General features: G+C 61.6%; 20 protein-coding genes and 1 pseudogene. 8 read left to right on the top strand and 13 right to left on the bottom strand.

Annotated features, from left to right (window positions below; all coding sequences use genetic code 11):
* Both G1C98_RS07770 and G1C98_RS07775 read left to right on the top strand, forming a co-directional pair.
* On the top strand, window positions 1–176 hold a 176-nt coding region (locus G1C98_RS07770), incomplete at its 5' end, for a UDP-galactopyranose mutase (protein ID WP_277347569.1).
* Between the two features lie 143 nt (window positions 177–319).
* Window positions 320–2,680 carry a transglycosylase domain-containing protein gene (locus G1C98_RS07775; RefSeq protein WP_240944969.1) on the top strand — a complete coding sequence of 787 codons (2,361 nt, stop codon included), beginning with the start codon at window positions 320–322 and terminating at the stop codon, window positions 2,678–2,680.
* Between the two features lie 327 nt (window positions 2,681–3,007).
* Here the strand turns inward: G1C98_RS07775 and leuA are convergent, their stop codons facing one another.
* The 4 genes and pseudogenes from leuA to G1C98_RS07790 all read right to left on the bottom strand — a co-directional run bounded on the left by leuA (window position 3,008) and on the right by G1C98_RS07790 (window position 8,553).
* Complete coding sequence (leuA, locus tag G1C98_RS07780) at window positions 3,008–4,915, bottom strand: 2-isopropylmalate synthase (protein ID WP_169080663.1); 1,908 nt, start codon at window positions 4,913–4,915, stop codon at window positions 3,008–3,010.
* 344 nt (window positions 4,916–5,259) lie between these two features.
* Window positions 5,260–7,494, bottom strand: coding sequence for a PASTA domain-containing protein (locus G1C98_RS07785; RefSeq protein WP_169080664.1), 2,235 nt, complete (start codon window positions 7,492–7,494; stop codon window positions 5,260–5,262).
* Between the two features lie 231 nt (window positions 7,495–7,725).
* A pseudogene (locus tag G1C98_RS09550) lies at window positions 7,726–7,797 on the bottom strand (zinc-ribbon domain-containing protein); the annotation flags it as partial.
* A gap of 135 nt (window positions 7,798–7,932) precedes the next feature.
* Window positions 7,933–8,553, bottom strand: coding sequence for a DUF5701 family protein (locus tag G1C98_RS07790; RefSeq protein ID WP_169080665.1), 621 nt, complete (start codon window positions 8,551–8,553; stop codon window positions 7,933–7,935).
* A gap of 249 nt (window positions 8,554–8,802) precedes the next feature.
* On the opposite strand from G1C98_RS07790, the gene asd reads away from it, so the two are divergent.
* Window positions 8,803–9,897 carry an aspartate-semialdehyde dehydrogenase gene (asd, locus tag G1C98_RS07795; protein WP_169080666.1) on the top strand — a complete coding sequence of 365 codons (1,095 nt, stop codon included), beginning with the start codon at window positions 8,803–8,805 and terminating at the stop codon, window positions 9,895–9,897.
* A gap of 252 nt (window positions 9,898–10,149) precedes the next feature.
* Here asd and G1C98_RS07800 read toward each other — a convergent pair whose 3' ends face one another.
* The 4 genes from G1C98_RS07800 to dnaX all read right to left on the bottom strand — a co-directional run bounded on the left by G1C98_RS07800 (window position 10,150) and on the right by dnaX (window position 15,008).
* Entirely contained in the window at window positions 10,150–10,713 is a 564-nt protein-coding gene (locus G1C98_RS07800; protein WP_169080667.1) for an ACT domain-containing protein, read from the bottom strand.
* A gap of 42 nt (window positions 10,714–10,755) precedes the next feature.
* Window positions 10,756–11,520, bottom strand: coding sequence for an aspartate kinase (locus tag G1C98_RS07805; RefSeq protein WP_169080668.1), 765 nt, complete (start codon window positions 11,518–11,520; stop codon window positions 10,756–10,758).
* A gap of 149 nt (window positions 11,521–11,669) precedes the next feature.
* A complete protein-coding gene (gene recR, locus G1C98_RS07810) occupies window positions 11,670–12,272 on the bottom strand; it encodes a recombination mediator RecR (RefSeq protein WP_169080669.1) in 603 nt (200 codons plus the stop codon).
* Between the two features lie 3 nt (window positions 12,273–12,275).
* Complete coding sequence (gene dnaX, locus G1C98_RS07815; protein ID WP_169080670.1) at window positions 12,276–15,008, bottom strand: DNA polymerase III subunit gamma/tau; 2,733 nt, start codon at window positions 15,006–15,008, stop codon at window positions 12,276–12,278.
* Window positions 15,009–15,217: 209 nt separating this feature from the next.
* On the opposite strand from dnaX, the gene G1C98_RS07820 reads away from it, so the two are divergent.
* Window positions 15,218–15,823 (top strand): TetR/AcrR family transcriptional regulator, encoded by a 606-nt coding sequence (locus G1C98_RS07820; RefSeq protein WP_169080671.1) that lies wholly within the window; start codon window positions 15,218–15,220, stop codon window positions 15,821–15,823.
* Window positions 15,824–15,895: 72 nt separating this feature from the next.
* On the opposite strand, the gene G1C98_RS07825 is transcribed toward G1C98_RS07820, so the two are convergent.
* The 5 genes from G1C98_RS07825 to G1C98_RS07845 form a co-directional block, all read right to left on the bottom strand.
* Window positions 15,896–16,993 carry a diacylglycerol/lipid kinase family protein gene (locus tag G1C98_RS07825; RefSeq protein ID WP_169080672.1) on the bottom strand — a complete coding sequence of 366 codons (1,098 nt, stop codon included), beginning with the start codon at window positions 16,991–16,993 and terminating at the stop codon, window positions 15,896–15,898.
* Between the two features lie 32 nt (window positions 16,994–17,025).
* Window positions 17,026–17,466: an Rv3654c family TadE-like protein gene (locus tag G1C98_RS07830; protein WP_335341299.1), complete on the bottom strand. Its 441-nt coding sequence runs from the start codon at window positions 17,464–17,466 to the stop codon at window positions 17,026–17,028.
* On the bottom strand, window positions 17,463–17,864 hold the full coding sequence (locus G1C98_RS07835; RefSeq protein ID WP_169080674.1) for a TadE family type IV pilus minor pilin: 402 nt from the start codon (window positions 17,862–17,864) through the stop codon (window positions 17,463–17,465). Before G1C98_RS07835 ends, G1C98_RS07830 begins: the two co-directional genes overlap by 4 nt.
* Window positions 17,865–17,878: 14 nt before the next feature.
* Window positions 17,879–18,169, bottom strand: coding sequence for a DUF4244 domain-containing protein (locus G1C98_RS07840; protein WP_169080675.1), 291 nt, complete (start codon window positions 18,167–18,169; stop codon window positions 17,879–17,881).
* 411 nt (window positions 18,170–18,580) lie between these two features.
* On the bottom strand, window positions 18,581–19,045 hold the full coding sequence (locus G1C98_RS07845) for a hypothetical protein (protein ID WP_169080676.1): 465 nt from the start codon (window positions 19,043–19,045) through the stop codon (window positions 18,581–18,583).
* On the opposite strand from G1C98_RS07845, the gene G1C98_RS07850 reads away from it, so the two are divergent.
* The 4 genes from G1C98_RS07850 (at window position 19,044) to G1C98_RS07865 (ending at window position 25,109) form a co-directional block, all read left to right on the top strand.
* A complete protein-coding gene (locus tag G1C98_RS07850) occupies window positions 19,044–19,850 on the top strand; it encodes a CpaE/TadZ family protein (RefSeq protein WP_169080677.1) in 807 nt (268 codons plus the stop codon). The genes G1C98_RS07845 and G1C98_RS07850 overlap by 2 nt on opposite strands.
* Before the next feature lie 48 nt (window positions 19,851–19,898).
* Complete coding sequence (locus tag G1C98_RS07855; RefSeq protein WP_169080678.1) at window positions 19,899–20,915, top strand: TadA family conjugal transfer-associated ATPase; 1,017 nt, start codon at window positions 19,899–19,901, stop codon at window positions 20,913–20,915.
* A 360-nt stretch (window positions 20,916–21,275) separates the two neighbouring features.
* Window positions 21,276–22,457 (top strand): hypothetical protein, encoded by a 1,182-nt coding sequence (locus tag G1C98_RS07860; RefSeq protein ID WP_169080679.1) that lies wholly within the window; start codon window positions 21,276–21,278, stop codon window positions 22,455–22,457.
* Between the two features lie 414 nt (window positions 22,458–22,871).
* A complete protein-coding gene (locus tag G1C98_RS07865) occupies window positions 22,872–25,109 on the top strand; it encodes an RNA degradosome polyphosphate kinase (RefSeq protein ID WP_169080680.1) in 2,238 nt (745 codons plus the stop codon).
* The last annotated feature ends 66 nt before the right edge of the window (window positions 25,110–25,175 follow it).

Raw genomic sequence — 25,175 nt, forward strand, 5'->3', positions numbered from 1 at the left:
TCAACACGGAGGCGGACAGGGAGCTGTACGCGAGGTACGAGGAGCTCGCGAAGGCCGAGCCGAACACCGTGTTCGGGGGGCGTCTGGGCACGTACAAGTACTACGACATGCACCAGGTGATCGACACTGCCCTGACCGCGTACGCCGAGCAGGTCGAGCCACTCCTCAAGAAGTAATACAGAAGCACTAAAGAAGCAATCCAAGCACCGGAGCACAACACCCGGAAAATTGTGAGGATTCGACGGAAACCTCTGTTTTTTCGACCAGACAAGGCGAAAAAACAGAGGTTTTCTCATGCCTTATGGTTACGGTAGAACATATGTCACAAACTCGTAGCGCAAGCAGTGGCCGCAGCACCCGCTCGTCGGGCCGATCCGCCAGTTCAGCGAAGACGAACGGAAATCGTCGCACGAACAGCGGTTCCCAGGCCAGGAAGAGGACGACGACTAACGCGCCGGCCGCACGCCACTACCGCGGCGGCAACCATCGCACCAACGGCAGGGGCCCGAAACTCAAGGGACGCCGCAAGCATCTTATTCTCAAATGGTTTTTCGGCCTGATCGGCGCAATACTCGTCGCAGGCATCGGACTCTTCGCCTACCTGTACATCACCACGGAGATCCCGCAGCCCGAAAAGGTCGCCATGGCGGAGAACACCACCGTGTACTACAACGACGGCACCACGGAACTGGGCACGTTCTCCAAGCAGAACCGCACCATCATCCAGTGCAACGCCCTGCCGAAGTACGTGGGCAACGCCATCGTCGCGTCCGAGAACCGTACGTTCTACAAGGACAATGGCATCGACCTGCGAGGCATCGCCCGCGCGCTGGTCAACAATCTGACCAAGGGCACGCGCCAAGGCGGCTCCACCATCACCCAGCAGTACGCCGAACGGTATTATCTGGGCGAAACCACCAGCTACAAGGGCAAGGTCAGGGAAGCCATCCTCGCGTTGAAGATCGCGCAGACGCAGGACAAGGACGAGGTGCTGTGCAACTACATGAACACCATCTACCTGGGCCGTGGAGCGTACGGCATCCAGGCGGCGGCCAAGGCGTACTTCAATAAGAACGCCCAGGATCTGACGTTGAACGAGGCCGCCATGCTGGCCGGCATCATCCCCTCCCCCTCCAACTGGGATCCGGCCGTGAACCAGAAGAAGGCCGAGTCGCGATTCAAACGAGTCATCAACATCATGCGCGAGGACGGCTACATCACCGGCAAGGAAGCCAAGGAGGCCCAGATGCCGGCGACCACGCAGAACACGCAGCTGCAGGACGTCTACAAGGGGCCCAACGGCTACCTGTTGCAGATGGTACGCAACGAGCTGGTACAGGCCAAGGCCTTCACCACCGATGATCTGGACACCGGCGGCTACAAGATCGTCACCACCATCGACAAAGGCAAGCAGGACCTGATGCAGCAGGTCGTCAGCCCGTCCAACAACGGCATGTCCGGCGTGGTGCCGGACGGCATGCAGTTCGGTGCGATGAGCGCCAATCCGCAGGACGGGTCGATCCTCTCCGTGTACGCCGGCGACGACTACCTGACGAAGCAGTACAACAACGCCACCCAGGCGCAATACGAGGTCGGATCCACCATGAAGCCGTTCGCGCTACTCGCGGCGGTGCAGGAGGGCGTAAGCCTGAACACCGTGTTCAACGGCAACTCCTACCGCACCTTCCCCGGCATCACCAGCACGGTGAGCAACTTCGGCAACGAGAACTACGGCTACATCAACCTGTACCGTGCCACCGCGCTGTCGTCGAACACCGTGTTCATGGACCTGCAGACCAAGCTCGGCACGAAGAAGATCGCGGAGACCGCCCGCACCGCAGGCGTGGAAAGCACCTCGCTCGACGGTTCCGAACCGTTCACCGTGCTCGGCAACAACGCGCTCACCGTCAAGGACATGACCGCGGCATACGCCACGCTCGCCAACCAGGGCAACAAGCCGACGCTGCATATCGTGGCCAGTGTGAAGAGCTCCGCGGGCAAGGACCTGTACCTGGCCCCCTCCTCCACCGAGCGCGTGTTCCAGGCCAATGACGTGAATCTCGTGACCAAGGCGCTGACCGGCGTGGTGCAGTCCGGCACCGCCACCGAAGCGCTGAATGTCGGGCACACCATCGCCGGCAAGTCCGGTACGTCGAACAACTCGTATGCGGCGAGCTTCTGCGGTTACACGCCTTCCGTGGTCTCCGTGTTCTCGATGTGGTACCCGGACGCCAACGGCAACCCGCAGCAAATCCCCGCCTTCGGGCAGTGGACGGGCGGCTCCGACTACCCGGTACACCTGTTCACGCAATACATGAAGCAGGCGCTGGCGGGAACACCGAACGAAGCGTTCCCGACGGCCAAGGACAACGGCAAGGTGGGCGGCTCCGATGGCACCTGGGGCACCGGGTACTCGCGGTCGTACTCGTACTCCTACCGTTCCTACGGCTGGAACTCCACCGGCGGGACCAACAGCAATAGCGGCACCACCGGCAACAGCGGCACGGATACGAACAGCGGCACCACGGGCGACGCCAACGGTACAAGCGGCGGCACCGACGACAACGGCGGAACCGGTACCGACAACGGCGGCACGAATACCGGCGGGAACACCGACGACAACGACGGCGGAGCAGGCGGCAACGTCAATTCCGGAGGAACCACCGGCGGCACCGAGTAGACCCGTTCGCACGGCCGCATCCGCCGTGTGACGCGCTGCGATATGCGAAAAGCCCTGTCCTACATGGAAACATGCGGGACAGGGCTTTTGCAGTTGTCGTTCGGCTGCGCCTTCGCATTCGCATCTCCCGACCATGCGGGAATACCCGTGTCGGCGCGCGTATCAGCGTATACGCGGTCAGCACACGGCTTTACGCGGATAAGCCGCGCACACAGACCGCATACGGGCCATACGGATAGCCGCCGGAGCCGCATAAACCAAGGGCCGCACCCGTTGCCAGGAACGGATGCGGCCCTTGCCTTACAGCTTGCGAAACGCTTCGGAGAATCAGCGCTCGGAACGGTTGATGGCCGAGATGATGGCCTTCAGCGCGCTGGTGGTGATGGAGGAATCGATGCCCACACCCCAGATGATCTGGGACTCGGCATCCTCACCGACCTGGCACTCCACATAGGAGGCGGCCATAGCGTCGGTACCAACGGACATGGTGTGCTCGGCGTAATCCATCACGGAAGCCTCGATGCCGAGATTCGACAGCGCGTTGAGGAACGCGGCGATCGGACCGTTGCCGATGCCGGAAACCTCACGCTCACGAGGCTCGTCGCCCGGCTCGATGCCACGATCAAGCACCTTGGCCTTCAGCACGGTATCGGAACCATCCTCGCCGGAAGACACGGCCACCTTGAGCAGCTTCAGACGACCCCACTGCTTCAGGGTCTCGTCCTTGCTGTCGCCGACCACCACGCCGGCGGCGGTGGCACCGGACTCCTCGACCGGCAGATACTCGTCCTTGAACAGACGCCAGATATCCTCGTCCTTGACTTCCTTCTTGGTCTCATCGGCGAAGTTCTGCACGACCTTGTCGAATTCGACCTGCAGACGCTTCGGCAGATCAAGGTTGTGATTCGTCTTGAGCAGGTAGGCCATGCCACCCTTGCCGGACTGGGAGTTCACGCGGATGATCGCCTCATAGGTACGGCCGATATCCTTCGGATCGATCGGCAGATACGGCACCAGCCACACGAACTTGTCCAGATCGGCGCCGGCACGATCGGCGGCCACCTGACGGGCCTCCAGACCCTTCTTGATGGCGTCCTGATGGGAACCGGAGAACGCGGTGAACACGAAATTGCCCGCATACGGATGACGCTCGGAGATCTTGATCTGGTTGCAGTACTCGACGGTCTTGCGGATCTCCGGCACGTTGGAGTAGTCAATCTGCGGGTCGATGCCCTGGGTCAGGAAGTTCAGACCAAGCGTGACCAGATCGACGTTGCCGGTGCGCTCGCCGTTGCCCAGCAGGCAGCCTTCGACACGGTCGGCGCCGGCCAGCACCGCAAGCTCGGTGGCGGCCACGCCCATGCCCTCGTCGTTGTGCGGGTGCAGGGACAGCACGATGGAATCACGGTCGTTGAGGTTGTTGGACACATACTCGACCTCATCCGCGAACACGTTCGGCGTGGTCATCTCGACCGTGGCCGGCAGGTTGATGATCATCGGATGTTCGGGGGTCGGCTTGATCACGCCAGTCACGGCGTTGCAGACCTCGACGGCGTACTCGGGCTCGGTGCCGGTGAAGGACTCCGGGGAGTACTCGTAGTACAGATCGATACCCTCGGCCTCGCTCTCCAGGCTCTTGCACAGTTCGGCGGCATCGATGGCCAGCTTCTTGATCTCTTCCTTGTTCTTGCGGAAGACGACCTCGCGCTGCAGTACGGAAACGGAATTGTAGAAGTGCACGATCGCACGCTTGGCGCCCTTCAGCGCCTCATACGTGCGGCGAATCAGATGCTCACGGCACTGGGTGAGCACGACGATGGTGACATCATCAGGAATGAGCTCACGCTCGATCAGCATACGGATGAAATCAAAATCGGTTTCGGAAGCCGACGGGAAGCCGACCTCGATCTCCTTGAAGCCCATCGACACCAACAGGTTCCAGAAACGCAGCTTGCGCTCGGAATCCATCGGGTTGACGAGAGCCTGATTGCCGTCGCGAAGATCGACGGAGCACCAACGCGGTGCACGCTGCAGTCGCTTGCCCGGCCACGTACGCTCCGGGTAATCAAACGGCACCTGCTTATCGTATGCGACGTACTTGGTGTACGGCATCTTGCTGGGCTTTTGCGGAGCTCCAATGAAACGCGCCGGAGGCAGCAGCGGGTCGTTGTTACCTCCGTTGGACGCTGCAGCCACAGCCGCGAGATCAAACACTGAAGATTGATCCTGACCCATCACTCCTCCTTATCTTGGTTTTGCCGGCTTTTCCGGCCAGTAATTGTTACGTGCATGTTACTCATGCGCTTGGGCTAATCCTAGCGGTTCCCCGCGCCAATAATTAACCGCGTTTCGTGATGTGACAGCATAGTGGTGCCGCACAGCATGGCATCGCCGTCATAACAATAAAGAACAATCTTGATTCCGCAGATGCGTTCAGCTATACTCATGCTGCTTTCTCTTAACAGTAAGGAAGGCTCCAAGCCGCCGGAGGTACTCCCCCGGCAATTTTTTCTCATAAACGGGTTGGGCCTGTTCCGAGGCTACGGAACAGGCCCGACTCATGGATCATCCGCGGAGCATTATTCTTCCCTAGGCACATATGCGTTGTAGGCACCGCCGTCATTCGTAAGAATGGCGGTATTCCACGATGTGCGATCCTCGTCCATGGTGCCCAGATTGATTTCCAGAGCAGTGATGACATCGGAGCCGTGGGTCATTGAGTCGAACGACGTGTTGGGAGGGTACCAGTGCCAGGTCGTGCAGGGAATAACACCTATGCTGTCCTTGTATTCTTTCTCGCCTTTATAGACGACCGATGACGCGTCGCACTGCATGTCATATCCGCCCAGACTGTTCTTCTCGATGGAAGAGAACCTGCCATGGAAGGGCATCTTAATACGCGGAGCGGTGGCGACGGAAGCACCGTGATCGAGATCCGCAACGTTCAGGTCACCCGTGAAACTGCCATCCTTGCCGACAGTGAGATACGTCAGCAGGGAACCGTCGCCGGACTGGTAGTACACATACTGGCCGGCGATATTACTGAACAGGGCCGCGTTCAAGGGCTTGCCCTGTTTGGCGTTCGTAACACCCTTGACCTTGGCGTCGGCGAGGGTGTCCCAATCGGGCTGCGTGCTTTCCACCAGGTAGTAGGCGGTGGCGTCGCTCGGAGCGGGCTTCATCCTGACCATATTCTTGCCACCATCACCATGCATCGGCACAAAGGGATTCTTGCCGAGAGAATCGCCATCCACATTCGCCGTAGTGGTCTTGTACAGTTTCGGATCACGGTACAGCAGGAACGGTCTGCTCGTATCGACGGACTTCTGAGCGCTCGCGGATTTCAACGCATCGGTGTCGAAATACCCCTTGCTCTCCAACGCCTTCAGATCCGTGCCCACCGGCGCGACCATGAAGTAGTTCATCATGCGGTATTCGCCGCCGCTGATGTCTTCATAGTCGGAATCCAAATCGTTATCGACAGGCACGCCGGCCTTACAGCGCTGGAGAGCCACACTGTTGGTAATGATGAACGATGAGCCGCACCAGTAGCCGTCATATGCACGGCGGGGAAACAGCTCGAATGCACCGGTATCGCCCTGCAATAGATAGTCATCGCCATCCGCGTGGCAGAAGAACTGTTGACCAACATCACAAGAGACTAGGACACTGTCATCTATGCCGTCTTCCTTACCAGAACCGCCCTCAGTGACCTTAATCCTGAAAACATTGGCACCTGCCTCCTCTGAACTCAGAGTTATGCAGCTACCGGAATTCGCGCACCAACGACCTTCGACCACAGTGGAGGAGCCAGCCAGAAGAGCATTATTATCCAAGTCTGAATATTTCAGCGCATACGACTGTTTGGCACCCTTGGCATCCACGCCCTCGTACAGGGTCACGGTCTGGCCGTCACTGAGCTTACTGCCGGGACCGGGGACGGAACCCGACACTTTACCCACGTACTTCTTGGATGACAGACGCTTCTCCGTCTTGACGGTGTAGCCTTTGGCCTCCAGATCCGCCTTCACATCGGACACGCCCCGGCCGACGATGTCCGCAGGCAGGCCGGCATCGCTTCTCACGGCCACACCCACATAGATACCGGTCTTCGTGTCCGTCACCCCGTAGCCCGGCTCCGGGTACGTGGCCACCACGCTGCCCGGCGCGATCTTGCCCGACTTAGAAACGGCCACCTGCTTGTAGCGCACCGGCACGCCCATGCCCCTCAGCTCGCCGGCCACCACGGACGCCTGCCTGCCCACGGTATCGGAAGGCACGCCGGGGCCCGCGGACTCGCGAACCACGACGCGCTGGCCGGCGCGCACGCGCTCGCCGCCCCTCGCGCCCTCGTAGCCCAGGAACGCGCCCTTCCGCTCGCCCGAGAACACCTGCTTCCTCGACGCCTTGAATCCCCTGTCCCCCAGCTGCTTCGCCACGCTCCGCGCGCTGGGCACCCTGCCGGACACCGACGAGCCCGCCGACACCCGAGGCAACGACCTGCCGCCCCACAGCTCCATACGGTACGTCACCACGCCCGCGACCACCGCGGCCACCAGCACGACCACCGCAACCACAACCAGAACAACCCCACGCCTGGAGAGCCTGGACTTCGACTTGCCGTTTGCCACACTATCTGTGGAGTCTGTTGCGATCGACGCTGCTTCGGTGTTTTGTGCCGGCTCATCCTGCGCGGGTTCATCCACGGCTTCCACGACCTCATCAGCAACCGACTGCAGCGGAATCGTATCGAAATCGTCGGCTTCGCCGTCCGTTTCGTCCGTTTCCCCAGCTTCATCCGCATCATGCGTCACATCGGGCTCGGACTGTGCAGGCTTAGACCGAGCAACGTCAGGCTGTGGGAGAGCAGGCTGCGAATGTTCAGGTTGCACAGGTTCGGACGCGCTTTCCGTAACCACCTGCGACTCGGCATCGCCGGTAGCATCCTGCATTGGTTCCTGAACCGACGGTATTTGATCAACGGAACCCTCATCAGTCCCGTTATGCGGCGCATTCACGCCTGCCGGCGGCATTTCCTCCAGTTTGGCGCCGCAACTGGTACAGAACCGGTCATATTCGCCGTTCCGGCTCCCGCAATGCGTGCAAAACATCCCCATCCCCTTCTCTTGGCACGGTTATAGACCCTTCTTGCATGACAAGTATAAATACCGGACAAAACCGCAGAAGGTCACACAACCGGCCAATAGGGAAAATGTTGCCCTACAGAAGGGCGCACAAACATGGACGCGAAGTCAGCGGAACAGACTGACGCCGCGGCGGGCGACGCAATAGGCATTGCCCAGCCAGGTGTGGCGTGAATTCGGCCAGACCGCACCGAGACGCGGGGCGTTCTGGCTCATCCAGATGCTCGGCACACGGCCATCCGTGGAACGCGAGCCCAGCAGATTGAAGCCGTTCTTGGTCTCCAGCCAATCAGGATGCTGGGTGGCGATGGCAAGCCCCTCCTCAAGCGTGAGGGGGAGACGGTCGTCGGCGTCGATGAGCTTGCGGGCAACATCCGGCTCGCGGTTGATATAGCAGGTGCCGGTATGCGGTTCGACGACCAGATAGAAGGGGCCTTCCGGCGGTTCAAAGCCGTCCTGCGGCAGGAAACTGGCGATGTCGCGCGGAGGCATGGTGGTGAATCCGGCCATGCGGTTGATGGAGGTTCGGGCGATCAGCGATTCCGGAGACACCAACTCGCGCGTGGGCACCAGCAGAATGTCGGAACCCAGATCGGAATGCTCCAGTGCACGGATAAGCGGAAACGCCAGCGCGCGGAAGGCGTCCGCGGACATATCGGCCACATCCGGGTAGCCCAACGCCACGATACGATCCAGCTGCTTCTGCGCTTCTTCTGATGCCTTCGACATGCCTACCAGTGTACGCACCATGCGGGAGCGATGCCTATCCAACCGTTTTCGCACCAGGTTCGGCCGCATAGCAGAGCGTTACCGTTCAGACCACCATACGGATAGCGGGAACGGCTTGACTGCACGTTTTCATAGAATTGAACAACGCGTGTGGCCGCCCACGAAGTCGTTTGGGGCCGGCTGGTCGACCTCAAGCGTGAATCAATCGAAATTTGCAGAGCAATTCCGTCATGTAAGCGAGAGGTTGTTATGTCCGAAAAGATCAAAGTCGGCATTCTCGGAGCTACTGGTATGGTCGGTCAGCGTTTCGTCACGCTGCTTGAAAACCATCCGTGGTTCGAACTGGTCACCCTTGCCGCGTCCGCGCACAGCGCCGGCAAGACCTATGAGGAAGCCATCGGCGGCCGCTGGAAGATGGAAACCCCGATGCCCGAGTTCGTCAAGAACATGGTGGTCAAGAACGTGGCCGATGTCGAAGACGTGGTCAAGGACGTCGACTTCGTGTTCTCCGCGGTGAACATGCCAAAGGACGAGATCCGCGCCATCGAAGAGGAATACGCGAAGACCGAGACCCCGGTCGTGTCCAACAACAGCGCCCACCGCTGGACGCCGGACGTGCCGATGGTCGTGCCGGAGATCAACCCGGAGCACTACGAGGTCATCGAACATCAGCGCAAGCGTCTCGGCACCAAGCACGGCTTCATCGCCGTCAAGCCGAACTGTTCCATCCAGGCATACACCCCGGCTCTGGCCGCGTGGCAGGAATTCGAGCCGCATGAGGTGATCGTGAGCACCTATCAGGCCGTTTCCGGCGCCGGCAAGACGTTCAAGGATTGGCCGGAAATGGTGGGCAACATCATTCCGTTCATCTCTGGCGAAGAGGCGAAGTCCGAGAAGGAACCGCTGAAGGTGTTCGGCCATGTGGATGAGGCCAAGGGCGAGATCGTGCCGTTCGACGGCCCGCTGCGCATCACCTCCCAGTGCATCCGCGTGCCCGTGCTCAACGGCCACACCGCCACCGTGTTCATCAACTTCGGCAAGAACCCCACCAAGGACGAGCTGATCGACCGCCTGGTCAACTACACCAGCAAGGCCGCCGAGCTCGGTCTGCCGCACGCTCCGAAGCACTTCATCCAGTATCTGACCGAGGACGATCGCCCGCAGGTGCTCAAGGATGTGGATTACGAGGGCGGCATGGGCGTTTCCATCGGCCGTCTGCGCGAGGATTCCATCTTCGACTGGAAGTTCGTGGGACTGGCGCACAACACCCTGCGCGGTGCCGCCGGCGGCGCGCTGGAAAGCGCCGAAATGCTCAAGGCGCTGGGCTACATCACCAAGAAGTGATGTGACGACTGCTCTTGCAGCAGAGTAAGCCGCCAATGGAACAGGCCGACTCTTCGGAGCCGGCCTGTTCCATTACTATGCTCACTATGCTCTTGCCATGTTGGTTGCGCTCCGAATCATTGCCAATGCATATCCATCCTCACGACCTGTACCGAGACTCAGCAGGTACGGGCACAGCAGGTACGTCGAACGCACCAAAAAGGGGTATGGCAGTGAAGCCATACCCCTTGAAGAAACGCGAAACAGCCGCAATCAGCGGCCGGTGCCGCCGTACACCACGGCCTCCACCTGGTCGGCGTCCAGACCGTATGCGGTGTGCAGCGCCTTGACGGCGTCGTTGAGCTGATTCAGCGGCACCAGCGCGGCGATGCGGATCTCGGAAGTGGAGATGATCAGCACGTTGATGCCCTTGTCGCTCAGTGCGTTGAAGAACTTGGCGGCCAGACCGGAGTGGGTCTTCATGCCGACACCCACCACGGCGACCTTGCCCACATTGGGATCCACGTCGAAGGACTTGTAGCCGAGCACGTCGTGCTTCTCGATCAGAATCTCCTGCACCTGCTTGACCGCGGATTCGGGCACGGTGAAGGAAATGTCGGCGGTGCCGACGGAAGCGCCGGCCTGCACAATCATATCGACGTTCACGCCGGCCATGGCCAGCTCGGTGAACACCTTGGCCGCCATGCCGGGCTCGTTCGGCACGCCGCGAACGGTGGCCAGCGCTTCGCTGCGGTCGTGGGCCACGCCGGAGATGACCGGAGCCTCCGGACCGAGATCGGGGAAGAGATCGCCCATGGATTCGTTCTTATCGCTCATTGTTAGTCTTGCCTTCGCTTCTTAAGGGTTGGTTCGTTGTTACTAGTCGAGGTTCGGCAGCGTGCGGGGGTCCACGCCGTTCGGCACGACCAGCGTGCCCGGGCGGTGGGAGAAGGAGGAACGCACGTGCAGCGGCATCTTGAAGCGCTGGGCGTATTCGACGCAACGCAACGCAAGCACCTTCGAGCCGCAGGCGGCCATTTCGAGGATCGATTCGTAGTCGATGTAGGGAATGCGCCTGGCGGTGGGGACGATACGCGGGTCGGCGGTGAAGATGCCATCCACATCGGTGTAGATCTCGCATACGTCGGCGTCGAGGGCCACGGCCAGTGCCACGGCGGACGTATCGGAACCGCCACGGCCGAGCGTGGTGGCATCGCCGTTGGCGTTGATGCCCTGGAAGCCGGCCACGATCGCCACATCGCCTTCGTCGAGCGCATGCTTCACGCGATCGGGCTTCACGGACTTGATGTGCGCCGCGCCATACCGTGCATCGGTGAAGAAGCCAGCCTGCTGACCGGTGAAGGAGTGCGCGCTGGCGCCTTCGGCGTGAATGGCCATGGCGAGCAGGCTCATGGAGATGCGCTCGCCTGCGGTCATCAGCATGTCCATCTCGCGTTCGGGCGGGTTGGAATCGATGCTCAGGGCCTGGTCGATGAGATCATCGGTGGTGTCGCCCATGGCCGAAACGACCACGGCAACGGAATTGCCCTTTTTCTTCGTCTCCACAACACGGCGCGCGACGCGCTTGATGGATTCCGCGTCGGCTACGGATGAGCCGCCGTATTTCTGCACGATGAGAGCCACTGTCCTATCCTCTATCTCTAAAGTTTCAAACCCGCGTCTCATAGTACGCAAGTGTGACGATTATATGGAGAAGCGTATTACCGTTTTCGGCGTCGTTCACGATTTGGGACGTTCGGAACGCCGACAAGCCGTGCGTCGCAGCCACGCCGCTAGGCCTCCCTTCGGCCGGAAAGCGCTCGGCCGAGCGTGATCTCGTCGGCGTATTCGAGGTCGCTTCCCACGGGAAGACCGCTCGCCAGACGGGTCACCTTGATTCCCACCTGGCCGAGCAGGCGGCTCAGATAGGTGGTCGTGGCCTCGCCCTCGATATTCGGATCAAGCGCAAGAATCACCTCGGTAACGCTGCCGTCGCCCAGCCGCTCCAGCAGCTTCGGGATGTTCAGGTCGTTGGGGCCGACGTTCGCCATGGGGTTGATGGCACCGCCGAGCACGTGGTACAGGCCGTGGTATTCGCGGGTGCGTTCGATGCTCATCACATCCTTGGGCTCTTCGACCACGCAGATCATGCTGTGATCGCGTCTCGGGTCCAGGCAGACCGGGCACGGCGATGTCTCGCACACGTTCCCGCACACCTCGCAGAACTTCACCTTCGCCTTCACCTCGGTGATGGCATCGGCAAGGTCGGCGGCTTCCCGCTCGTCGGCACCCAGGATGTAGAAGGCGATGCGTTGGGCACCTTTGGGACCGATGCCGGGCAGCTTGGAGAACGCGTCGATCAGGCGCTGTATAGCCCCGTCGTAAGCCAATGCCATGTGTCACTCCTCCGTATGCTTTGTGGCCTGGTGCATATTGCGCGGATTATGCGGGTCGTCCGCCGTGAATTCCTCGACCTTTTTGACCTCGAACAGGCGCTTGATGTCGTCCACGCTCATGGATGTGGCCGTTTCCAAGGATTCGTCGCTCATCGAGTACTCATCCTCGTCGGCGGCGACCTGAGGCTGCGGCGGCATGGCGGCTGCGGCGGCCATGGCCCACGGGTCGGGCTCAGTGGCCGGGTCCGGAACCGGTTCCGGCCCCGGCGGGATGGGTTCGCTGGCAGCCTGCCACGGGTCCTGCGCCGCGAGCTGATCGGCGGCGGTCTGTGCGGGTTGAACCTGCGTGTTCTGCGCCGGGCGGGACGGACCGCCGGCCAGTGGGTTCACGGATGCGGGCTGCGCGCCCGGTACCGATGCCGCTGATACCGATGCGGACGGTGCCGAGGAAGACGTTGCAGACGCTGCGGGTGTTGCAGGCGTGGCGGGTGTTGCCGGCGTGGCCCATGGGTCGATGCCATCGCTGATATCCGGCACCGCGACATGCTTGCCGTGATGACCGCCGTCCGCTCCGTTGCCGGAATCCGACTGCTGACCACTGCTCGCTTGCTGCACGGACTGTGCGGGCTTCGCGGGCACGGCCCACGGATCGTCATCCACGAGCGCCGTTTCCTGTTGCACGTTGTGCTCGGCGGTTGCTGGCACCGTGTTTTGGGTTACGGTCTGCGGCTTGGGTGCTGCCCAGCCGTCGTTTGTCGTATCGACCGGGTCTCCCCATCCGGGTACATGCTGCGAATCAGGCTGTTCCGGGGCGAATCCGTCCGCCGATCGGTGCGTGTCCCCATCGTCCGATGAGTTTTGCTGTCCGTTTGATGTGTCGGACTGTTCTCGGTCGGCTTCCTGAGCGTTTTCGCCCCATTGGGTGGAGCCCTGTGCCGTGAATCGCATGTTCTCCTGAAGCACCTGGGCTTTGATGCGCTGTTGTTCGCTTGCGGGAAGCTGTTTGAATGCCGGCGCGCGTACGCCGTCGTCCGTCAGCTTGGTCGGGGCGATTTCGGCACGTTCGCCGAATGCCTTGCGTACTTCGGCGCGTACGATGTCCACGACCTTGGTGGTGCCGTCGATTTCTTCCTTGGCAACGGCGAGCGCGAACGCGTATTTGCTGAGCGCCTTGTCGAATTTCAGCCATAAGCGGGGATTGCCGGATTTCGACACGGGATCGTATTTGATGCGCAGCACCTTGTCTCGGGCTACGTATCGGCGTACGTCTTCGGGCAGATCGCGGACCAGCGCGTCCCATTTCTCGTCCGGAGTACGGCTGTCCGTTGTCTCGACGGCAGGCGTTGAAACGCTGGCTTGAGCTGCGGCGTTCTGCGCGGATGCGGCAGCTGGGGTTGCCTGACCGCTCGTCTGCTCGCTTGCCGGGCTGTTCACCTGCTCATGGGCATGCTCTTGGTTACGGGCCGCGCCCGCGAAACCGGTATGTGTGGCAGTGTTGCGCGCGGCTCCGGCGAAACCGGTGTGCGCTCCGGCGGCAGGCGAAGACTGTTGCGCCGGCGTGGACGTAGCGGCTGCCGGTGCGCCTGAAACGCCCGGGGCACCCGATGCCATGCTGTTCGAGGACCAACCGTTTTCGCGCTCGGCGAGCAGTCTCGCGGCCAGCAGTTCCAACCGCATACGCGGGGAGATGGTGCCGGTCATATTGCTCAGCGTGGAATTCATCGTATCGGCCATCACGGTGAGTGCGGCAAGACCCAATGCCTTGCTTTGACGGTGCAGTTCGTCCATGTCCTCGCCTTCGGCGGAATCGGACAGTACGCTCTCCGCACGATCACCCGCCAGGGTGAGCACCATGAGGTCGCGCACGCGGGCAAGCAGATCCTCAACGAAACGGCGTGGGTCGAAGCCGCCAACCACGACTTTCTGCACCACTTCATACAGGGCCTCGCCATTGCCGTCGATCACCGCATCGATGGCCTGACCGATAAGCGTTTCCGGTGTGAATCCGAGCAATGCCACGGAAGCGTCGTGCGTGATGACGCCGTCGACGGAACCGATCATCAGCTGGTCGAGCACCGACAGGGTGTCTCGCATGGAACCGCCGCCCGCGCGCATGGCGAGTTTGAGTACGCCTGGTTCGGGGCGGATGCCTTCCTTCTCGCAGATCTTTTCAAGGTAGGGGCCCATGATCTCCTGCGGCACCAGGCGGAACGGATAGTGGTGGGTGCGGGAGCGGATGGTGCCGATCACCTTGTCCGGTTCGGTGGTCGCGAAGATGAACATCACATGCTCGGGCGGCTCCTCCACGATTTTGAGCAGCGCGTTGAATCCTTGCGGCGTGACCATGTGCGCCTCGTCAAGGATGAAGATCTTGTACTTATCACGGGCCGGCGCGAATCCGGCACGCTCGCGCAGTTCACGCGCGTCGTCCACACCGTTGTGCGAGGCCGCGTCGATTTCGACCACGTCGATGGACCCGGGGCCACCGGTGGCGAGATCCTTGCAGGATTCGCATTCGCCGCAGGGGTGGGATGTCGGGCCTTTCGCACAGTTGACGCAACGGGCGAGAATACGCGCGGAGCTTGTCTTGCCGCATCCTCGCGGGCCCGAGAACAGGTAGGCGTGCGTCAGCTTGCCTTCGTCCAAGGCCCTCATCAACGGCACAGTAACCTGTTCCTGCCCGATGACGCCTTCGAACGTATCCGGACGATAACGACGGTAAAGGGCCAACGCCATAATTCTCAACACCTTCCGGTACTAGCCAGCGCACACCGCGTGCACACCCGCCACCTTACTGCATTCGCATTCCAGCACCGCGTCGTCGTTGCGAGGCGGTGCATCTGCAACATACCCACTGTACTGATCACCCCGCACTGATCACCCCGCGCCGACGCCACGGCCGCTCAGGCAGCGTTCCGCCCGGCCGTATCCCGTAGACTGGTGCTATGAGTTCCGGCAAGATCACGACGCCCGGCGGAAAGGGCGATGCTCGTCGTGCGGCCATCGTGCGCGCGACACGCGACATATGCGCAGAACGAGGGTTCTCCAAGGTCACCATCAGCGATATCGCGAACCGCGCGCATATGACGCGTTCCCTGTTCTACCACTATTTTTCCGATAAGGACGAGGTTGCGGATGCAGTGCTCGACGATGTGGTCGACGGCATTCTCACCAGGATGGAGCAGTGGGACGCCTCCCGCAAGCCCGGCGATATCGATGGGGCATTGAACGATTTCGTCGATCTGACACGCAGGCTGATCGTGGATGAAAGTCCTTTCTCGAATCGTCTGGTTCAGGACGGCAACGCCGCGCTGTACATCCGTTTTCTCGATCGGGTGACCGATCGGATCGCGGATCTGCTGCAACGTACCACCGTCCAGGATTTCGAGGCGCGCCACGATCTGCCGATCGTCTGCGTGCGCGAGACGTTCATGCTGCTGGTCTCCGGCATGATATCGCTGATCCGTTCGCACCCCGACATATCCAATGCGACGGTGAAAAAGCTCATCGTTCAGACGCTGCATCTCAACGACTATGTTCGACTTGACTGAACGCTGATCGTCAAGCGTCACGCAGCCGGGCTTTGCCGCTGCCGAACACCGAAGCCCGGTTGCGTGCCGGACTTATTCGGCGAACTCACCGGTCAGCACATCACGGCCATCGCGGGAAACGACCCGCTCAAGCCGCTCCGTGTCTCGCTCCCTGCGGTGCCATTCGACTACCGCCGGCGGCACGAGCACGCGCAGCACCCGTTTGTGGGCCTCGGCATGCAATGGCAGCGATCCGACATATTCGCCATCGGCCATCAGCGTGGGAGGCTCGTCACCTTCGCCGGCCCGGGTGATGGTCACACTCTGCACGCGCTTCCACGACAGGAATCTTGCAGACAGCAGCCGGCCGTCATATGCGTGGCGCAAAGCCCGAACCAGCTCAGCGAATCCCGGCATACGATTCATCCAGACCATGTCCAGCAGCCCGTCGTCGAACGAGGAATACGGCGACACCTCGATGCCTCCGCCGATATGCCGCGAATTGGCCACCGTAAGCAGCGGCGCGACGATATCGTATTCCTCGGCCGTTCCGTCGGCCAGTGTGGCCGAGACGTGGTATCCGTACCGTTTCATATGGGCCAGTTCCGTAAGGACGGCGGCGAAATAGCGCAATGTTCCGCCAGGCAACTGCGAATGGTTGGCGCGATCGTTGATGCTCGCGTCGATGCCGCAGGACAGCATCCCAGCGAAGAAACGCCCCCGACCGTGCCCGTCCGCATCTTCGATCGGCCTCGAGTCCGCGCCCGGCGATGACGCATAGCCCATGTCGATGTCCATGTGGGAATCGCATACGACGGCACCGACGATACCCTCCACCGCCGTTTCGATGCGATTCACCGGAAGCCCCAGGCCACGGGCGAAATCATTGCCGGAGCCGACGCCGACGATGCCCAACGGAATATCGCTGCCGGCAACTGCATTGACGCCCAGGCTGACCATGCCATCGCCACCGACCACGACCAGGTAATCGTAGGTTCCCCGCGCGGCACGTATGCTTGCGACGGATTCGTCAAGGCTTTCACCGGTGAGGTCCCTCACCGCAAAACCATGCGCTTGCCCGCGTGCGCCCAGCATATCCAGCACTTGTTTGGTTGCCTTGGCGCCTTTGCCGTTGTTCGATGCGGGGTTGCCGACTACTGCGACAACCGCCTGCCGCCTACGCTCGTTCATAGCCCTACGATACGCACACCGCATCATGCCGGTCAATGGCATGCCACAGGTCCGGCACGTGCGGAAGCGACGGCTTCGGGCATGATGGGGACGCCTGTACGCACGGCAACACGTACCTCCACATCACCCCTATGAGTTCCTTCCGTCCGGCATGACAGCACGCGCGCATCGTTTGCCGAAGACACCTGTTCCGCCACCGCGCAGGGACTCCCCTGCCCGCTGTGCCAGGCCAGCGCCGCGGTGAACGAAGCCAGGTCGGCGGCCGATCTGGCATGCGCATGACGAATCACGACATGCCCCATGCCGGCGGCGGTGCTGATAAGCACTACCGCCACCATGATCAAGGCGATGCCTGCCACGGTCCCGGATCCTTCCTGCGCATGGTGCAGACGGGCGAACTGCCGTTTCAACCCATGAGCCGATTCATGAGCCCACCGTCCACGAACGCACCGCCACAGTCGATGCATGCTCATGTCATGATCCCCACTGCGCGCCCCTCGACCACCGTAGGCAGCAGCCCGTTCGGATCGGGAATCACGGGGCAACGGGTGACGACGCTCACCTGTTGCCCCGCAGCGCCGACCCGTACCGTGACACCGTTGCCGACCACAGCCTGTGCCGCCGCGGCAGGGTCCATCTCTCCACCAGCGGAGATGGCCGCTCTTGCCGCAGCCGAAGCCGCATCCTGGCAGCTGATGGACACGGCGACCAGGCGGGTCAGCGACAGCAGCAGCAAGGCCACGACCATCACGGCAGGCAGTACCGTGGCGAATTCCGCGGTAACGGAACCGCACTCGGCATGGTTCCGCCTTAGTGTCTTCGACAGCGGACGCGTCGGCTCGTCTGGCGGCCGGCGAGCGCGATATGACATGCACGTCATGGCCGTCAGCCTCCCATGCTCAGTGCCTGTTTGACGATGTCCAGCAGCATTTTGCGCACGGTATCCGATTTCATAATCGTGACCAGCAATGCGGCGAATCCTGTGGCGGCGACCAGAACGACCGCATATTCGGCGGTTGCGGCGCCTTCTTCCGGTTCGATGGCGCGCAATCGCGCCTTGGCATCCATCAAGCAGAGTTTTGCGTAGATTCCATCGCGCATTCGCGAGGCGCGGCTAACCTCATCGACAGCCCCCACCGGTTGTGTACCGGTGGCCAGCAGGTTTGCCTTGTACATGATGCTCCTCCTTGGGTGTGGTTCGGCGTCCGACCTGCTTTGGTCGGTCACCTCACTGTGCGCGGCTTGACGCACTCCAAGCAAGGCCGGAATGTCCTTGTGGTCGACACTCCCCCTGGTTATCCACACCCGGCGTGTTATCCACCGAAGTTCATGGAAGTCGAATGTTGCTTTGCGTTCACTTGCTCCGAATCGACACGCCGTCGATATGCTTCAACAGCACACAAGGCAACATATGCGCCGAGGGAAACGCACATTCCATTCCAAACCGTTTTGTTTTGCGGCCGCTTTGCACCATTTGAGCACGAAAGCGCACATGGCCCCGTGCCGGGTTGCACGGCCCTGCCGACGCGTCTAAATTGTGAGGTACAAGGACAACAGAACAGAGCAGAGCCCACAAAGAAGTAATGGTCATAAGGACTGGTACGTTGGACGGGCATTGGAAAGACTTACCGTTGCAACGATGATGTTGTGTAGAGATTCTGCTTGAGTTGGACTTGGGAGGGAACCCGCTTCGGCGGGTTCCCTTTTTTCATGCTGTCTCATGCCACCAAGCACCATCCCGCCAGACTTCGTGATCTCCTCTCCCCATAGCTGCATACAGACAACCGCAACCGCATGAACGCGCATATAGGAACATTTCGGCGCAGAAACGTACAGCATGTTCTGTGGATAACACGCCGGGGTGTGGATAACCAGGGGGAGTTCCGTCCACAGACCCCGTTTTTCGTTGCGCACGGGCAAAACTTCTGGATTCAATCGGGGCATGACTATCACATCACTATCGACCACACCGTATGGGCAGGCGACACCGGCGGAATTCCGATCCGGCAGGGCAGCGACCGCCGGCACACGCCCCTCGCGCTCCCCTGTCATGCCCTCCGTACACCGTGCAGGCACGTTCATCGCAAACGGATGCCCGAATCTGGTGTCGTTCACTTCTCCAAGCGGCGGCATCGGGCTGAGCACGATCACCGCGCTCGTGGCGCTTACGCTCAGTATGCAGAACGTCGGATGCGCACTGCTGGACGCCGATCTTCCCCATGGCGGCCTGGGAATCCTGCTGGGCATCGAACATGAGCCCGGCCTAAGCCTGCAGGACATCGACGCCCCGCTAGGAACAATCGACGGCAAGGCCCTTGACCTCGAATTGCCGCATTGGGAGGATATCGGCGTGCTTGCCTGCGCCTCCTGGCGCGGCCCGATGCCCGAATGGTGGCAAATGCAGGCGGCCATGCACGCCTTGTGCGAAGCCAATCAGGTGGTATTGGCCGATGTCGGCGACGGAACGGTATGGGAATACGTGCCGGAGCTTCTGCTGGCGCAGCACGTCATCGCCGTGGAACTGTCCGTTCTGGGGCTGGCTCGGGCCAAGGAACATCTTGCGCGGCTCCAACGCCTGCAACGGGAATTCCAAGAGGACAGTGACGAGCATGCCACGCCGATCCTAGTGTTGACAGAACCACGCGGTGCACCGAAACGGTCGACCTCATCGGCCATCGCCACCAGCGAGGCCATAGCCTATCTTGGCGGCGACGCTCTTGGCCCCATCCAACATGTTCCCCGCCTGTGTGGGGACATTCTGGACGGGCTCGGCATCGGCGCGGTTCCCCGGTGCAACCGGCTTGCTGTCCAGGCACTGGCCGACCGGATCCTGGAACCTTTGGACGCCCGGCGATGAAGCCGCACGCAACACACACCCAACTGATACTCACGAGGGAGGTTTCCCATGGCGGTATTACGGCTCGGTCCATTGGAAGAGCTCGACGGCGACCCGAGCATCACCGACGTGGCGATCACCTGCGACGGGAGGATCTGGGTCGACCGCGGGCAGGGCATGATCGAATACCACCCGCGCATCGCATTGCGCTCGCCTGCGACGGTGCGGGAATACGCCGTGCAGTTGTGCTCGCAGCTCGGCCGCAGACTCGATGATGCGCACCCCATCGCCGACGCCTGCGATGATCTCGGGGTGCGCGTGCATGCCGCCATCGCACCGCTGGTTCCCCAAGGCGCATCGATCTCCATCCGTTTCCCGGCACGGTCAAGCCCCACACTCGACGGCCTGCACCGCCAAGGCATGTTCCCCGCGCCTTGGCTTGCCGTGCTGCGCAATCTGGTGGCGCAACGGGCGACCATACTCATCACCGGAGGCACGGGCAGCGGCAAAACCACATTAATGAAAGCCCTGCTGAACGAAGTCTGGCATGGCGAGCGCATCGTCACCGTGGAGGAGACGCGCGAACTGAACGGCATCGCACCGCCGAACCATGTGGCGCTGGCCACGCGCGAGGCGAATGTGGAGGGAGCCGGTGCCGTGGACCTGCCGGAACTGGTCAAGGCGACATTGCGTATGCGCCCGGACAGAGTGGTATTGGGCGAATGCCGAGGCGAGGAGATCGCGGATCTGCTGCGCGCCTACAATTCCGGGCACCGGGGCGGCATGACCACGCTGCACGCCGATGGCGTGGCGCGTGTTCCGTCACGTCTGATCGCCTTGGGCATGCTCGCGGGGCTGCGCCCGGAGGCCTTGACCGCGCTTATCGAGGGCGCGTTCGATGTGGTGATGCATCTTGAACGCAATCGCGGGCGGAGACGTATCGCCCAATTGGGCGTATTGAGTGGGAGTGGAAGCCAACTCACCGGCATTCCGCTCTCCACTTGGAGCGGCACCGGACCGCCTTCGTACTCAGCGGAATGGGATCGCTTCGCCAGCAGATGGCTCCCGATGCAGCCACCGTCATAGCGGAACGTCGTAGCGGAACAGCGTAGCGGAACGTCGCGCGGCGGAAAATCGCAACGGAAGTCATACCGAAACAAAAACAGGAACCGGCCGAGGAATGTAAGGCAATCAACAGCCGGAATCCAGGCGGAAGTTAGTCGGAATTCAGAAGCGCACAACAAGGAACGAACGGAGCAAAACGGCATTGGAGGAATCGTGCATACCGTCCCCATCATCATCACCGTGGCGATGCTTGCCACGAGCCTCGCCATACCATGGATTCGCTCAGCTGCGGAACGACGGCGAGCACTGTGGTTACAGGCCGGGTCACTCGGATCGTCTGAAATCGGATCGCATGGAATCGGCCTACCTGAAGCATGTGGAATGCCGTCGGATACCGCTTCAGGCATCGGATCGGCCTTAGCCGCCATCATCGCGCGGACGGCGAGCGGCGGCAGTGCGGTGGATGCCTTTCAGGAGCAGCTTGGCGCACGGTTCGCAACGCCGCGCATCACCGCGGAACGTGCGGCGGAGATGCTGCGTCGCCATGCTTCCAAGGACGATACCGAGCACGATATTGCTCGCACTGCCGGGCAGCTCGCCTCCGCATGCGCATTGAGCGAACGTCTTGGCTGCGAGGTGTCGCGGTGCCTGCAGTCGGTGTCCGATTCGTACAGGCGCGAGCGCAAGGCGCGTGATCTGCGCAGGGAGGCGTTCGCCGCGCCGAAGGCGACCATTCGTCTGCTCAGCGCGCTCCCCCTTGCCACGGTGTTGCTTGGCGAACTTATGGGAGCGAAACCGGTTGCGTTCCTGCTTGGTTCCCCTACCGGGATGGTCTGCCTGATCGGCGGAATCTGCTGGTACGGTCTCGGTCTGCTGTGGATACGCCATCTGTTCGCACGGTTCACCACAGGGCACCATGGCGGCGCACAGGTACCGCTGACGCTGGAGATGCTGGGGGCCGCGATCTCGCAGGGTGCACCCATACCTATGGCGTTACGTGCCGTGGGCGAGTCCCTGGACGGCAGGCTTGCGGCTGCACTGCGCCATGCCGGGGAAGCATTGCTCAGCCAGGTGACTTGGCGCGAGGCATGGATCGGTGCCTACGGGGCCGCAACGCAACAGGCGGATGCTCCAATACGCACGCAAGCAATACCGAGACGTGCCCGTGATGCGCCGATTGGCATGGCTGACAGGCGCGATTACGCGACCGACATGCAGGCACCCACCGGGGCACCCAGGCAACGCAACGGCACACGCGCCAGAACGACCACCGGCATCACCGCACATGCGCAGGCACCTAGGCATCACGATGCGGAGGATATCGAGTTGCGACGGCAGGTCACGCTGGTTGCGAACTGCCTGGAGGAATCATGGGTTCATGGCGCGTCCCCCATGGCGCAGCTTCGTCTCGCCATCGCGGAGCACGACAACGCCCAGCGCAGCGCCATCGAGCAGGCCGCCGCACGCCTGTCCATCCAGCTGCTCAGCCCCACCGGACTGTGCTTCCTGCCGGCATTCATCCTCATCGGCATCGTTCCCGCCATCGCCTCGTTCGCCGCATGAATGGCACGGTCGGCAGCATGGCAAACAAATCCCCCAGCAGCCGGCTGAGGAACATGCCTCCGACCGGATATCGAACCGGTGGATCGCAAGGCATATTGCCCGGTGGATTACGAAATCGCGCGCAAACAGCAAGGAACACTCGTTCCGCCCGTTCGGGCAATCTCCCGGCACAGCCGAGAACCCCGTCAAAGGCACGTACTCGCACGCCACACCGACCGATTTCCGCCCTCAGTCGCAACCGCTCAGGAAAGGAGAAACCGAAGCCGGCATACGGTGGCAAACCGCCGATCGACGAAACCGGCACGACATAGTTATTGAAATAGTTATCAATTGGTTATCGGGAATGTAAACCCCTTTTGAATTTTCTGGAATCCGACTGGACGTAAAGGCCTTGAAAAGCCTACGATGAAACCTATGGCACAGATTTTTGACGCACCCTCAAAGGCGATTCTGCGTAGTCAGATTGCAGAACACATCGCCGAGACGAATAAGAACGACAGACGAGAGACGCTGGAAGGCGAGGCGCCGTTGCCTCCCGACCGCTTCTTCGACCGCGAGCTGAGCTGGCTGAAGTTCAACAAGCGTGTCCTTGAGCTTGCCGAGGACGAGGATCAGCCGCTGCTGGAACGCACCAATTTCGCAGCGATCTTCGCCAACAACCTCGACGAGTTCTTCATGGTCCGCGTGGCCGGCCTGAAGCGCCGCATCGATTCCGGCATCGCGGTCCCCTCCGCCTCCGGACTGAGCCCCCGCCAGCAGCTGCGCGCCATCAGCGATCAGGCGCACGCCCTGCAGGACGAACACGCGCATTACGTGATCGACCACATCCTGCCCGCGCTGGCCAAGGAGCACGTGGTGCTGCTGAGCTGGGACAAGCTCACCACCGAAGAGCAGGAACGTCTCTCCCGCTACTACCGCCAGCAGGTGTTCCCCGTGCTCACCCCGCTCGCGGTGGATCCGGCCCACCCGTTCCCCTACATTTCCGGTGGTTCGTTGAACCTCGCCGTATTGGTGGAGAACCCGACCAGCGGCAAGTCCCACTTCGCCCGCGTGAAGATCCCGGACAACCTCAACCGCCTGGTTCCGGTGGACGACATGACCGATGAGGAATCCAAGGAGGAGCGTTATGGCTTCATCACCATGGAGAACCTCATCATCGCGCACCTTGAATCGCTGTTCCCGGGCATGATCATCAAGGAGGCACGTTCCTTCCGCGTCACCCGAAACGAAGACATCGACGTTGAGGAAGATGATGCCGAGAACCTGCTCAACGCCATGGAGAAGGAGCTGCTGCGTCGCCGCTTCGGACCGCCGATCCGCCTGGAGATCTCCGACGAGACCAGCCCGTTCCTGTCGCAGCTGCTCGCCGACCAGCTGCGCGTCAGCGTCGACGAGGTCTACCGTCTTCCCGCCCCGCTGGATATGACCGTGCTGTTCGAGCTCGGCGGCATCGACCGCCCGGATCTGAAGAACCGACCGTTCATTCCGACCACGAACCGTCAGATCGCCGAAGTCGAATCCAGCCGCGCGCAGGACATCTTCGCCGCCATCCGCGAGCGCGACATCCTGCTGCACCACCCGTACGACTCCTTCTCCACCTCCGTGCAGGCGTTCCTTTCGCAGGCCGCCGCCGACCCGAAGGTGCTGGCCATCAAGCAGACGCTGTACCGTACCAGCTCCAACTCGCCGATCATCGACGCCCTGATCGATGCGGCGCACGCAGGCAAGCAGGTGCTGGCGCTGGTCGAGATCAAGGCACGTTTCGACGAGGACGCCAACATCAACTGGGCCCGCAAGCTCGAACGCGCGGGCGTGCATGTGGTGTACGGCATCGTCGGTCTGAAGACGCACTGCAAGCTGATCGAAGTGGTTCGCCAGGAGCAGGACGGCCTGCGCCGCTACTGCCATGTGGGAACCGGCAACTACAATCCGAAGACCGCACGTCTGTACACCGATCTTGGCCTGCTGACCTGCGATCCGGTGGTCGGTCAGGACATGACCCGACTGTTCAACCAGCTGAGCGGGTACGCGCCGAAGTCGAGCTTCCATCGTCTGCTCGTCGCGCCGCGCACCATCCGTACCGGCCTGATTCAGCGCATCCGCCGCGAGGAGGAAGCCGCACGTGCCGGCAAGGAAGCATGGATCAAGATCAAGGTCAACTCGGTGGTGGACGAAAAGACCATCGACGCGCTGTACCGCGCAAGCCAGGCCGGCGTGAAGATCGATATCGTCGAACGTGGCATCTGCTCGCTCAAGCCCGAGGTTCCCGGGTTGAGCGACAACATCCGCGTCCGTTCGATTCTCGGCCGTTTCCTGGAGCACAGCCGCATCTACGCGTTCTGCAACGCCGACGGCCCGCAGATCGGCGAAGGCCCGCTGTCCGGCCCCGAAGTGTGGATCGGTTCCGCCGATCTGATGCACCGCAACCTCGACCGCCGTGTCGAGGCGCTGGTCCGCATCACCGCGCCGGAACAGATCAACGAACTCATCAAGTACATCGACATGCAGATGGCCGATTCGACGATCAGCTGGCACATGCAGGCCGATGGCACGTACGTGCATCATTCCAAGGATGAGGAAGGCAGGCCGCTGATCGACAGCCAGGAATACCTCATCAAGCAGCATCTGCGCCGTCCGGCCACCCATAACTGACCGGTCACCGTCGGGATAGCCGCAAGACGATGACCTACGTTGGGAAGAGCCCGGGAAACCGGGCTC

Origin of the sequence: Bifidobacterium erythrocebi, from assembly GCF_012932675.1 — a bacterium.
Lineage (GTDB): Bacteria > Actinomycetota > Actinomycetes > Actinomycetales > Bifidobacteriaceae > Bifidobacterium > Bifidobacterium erythrocebi.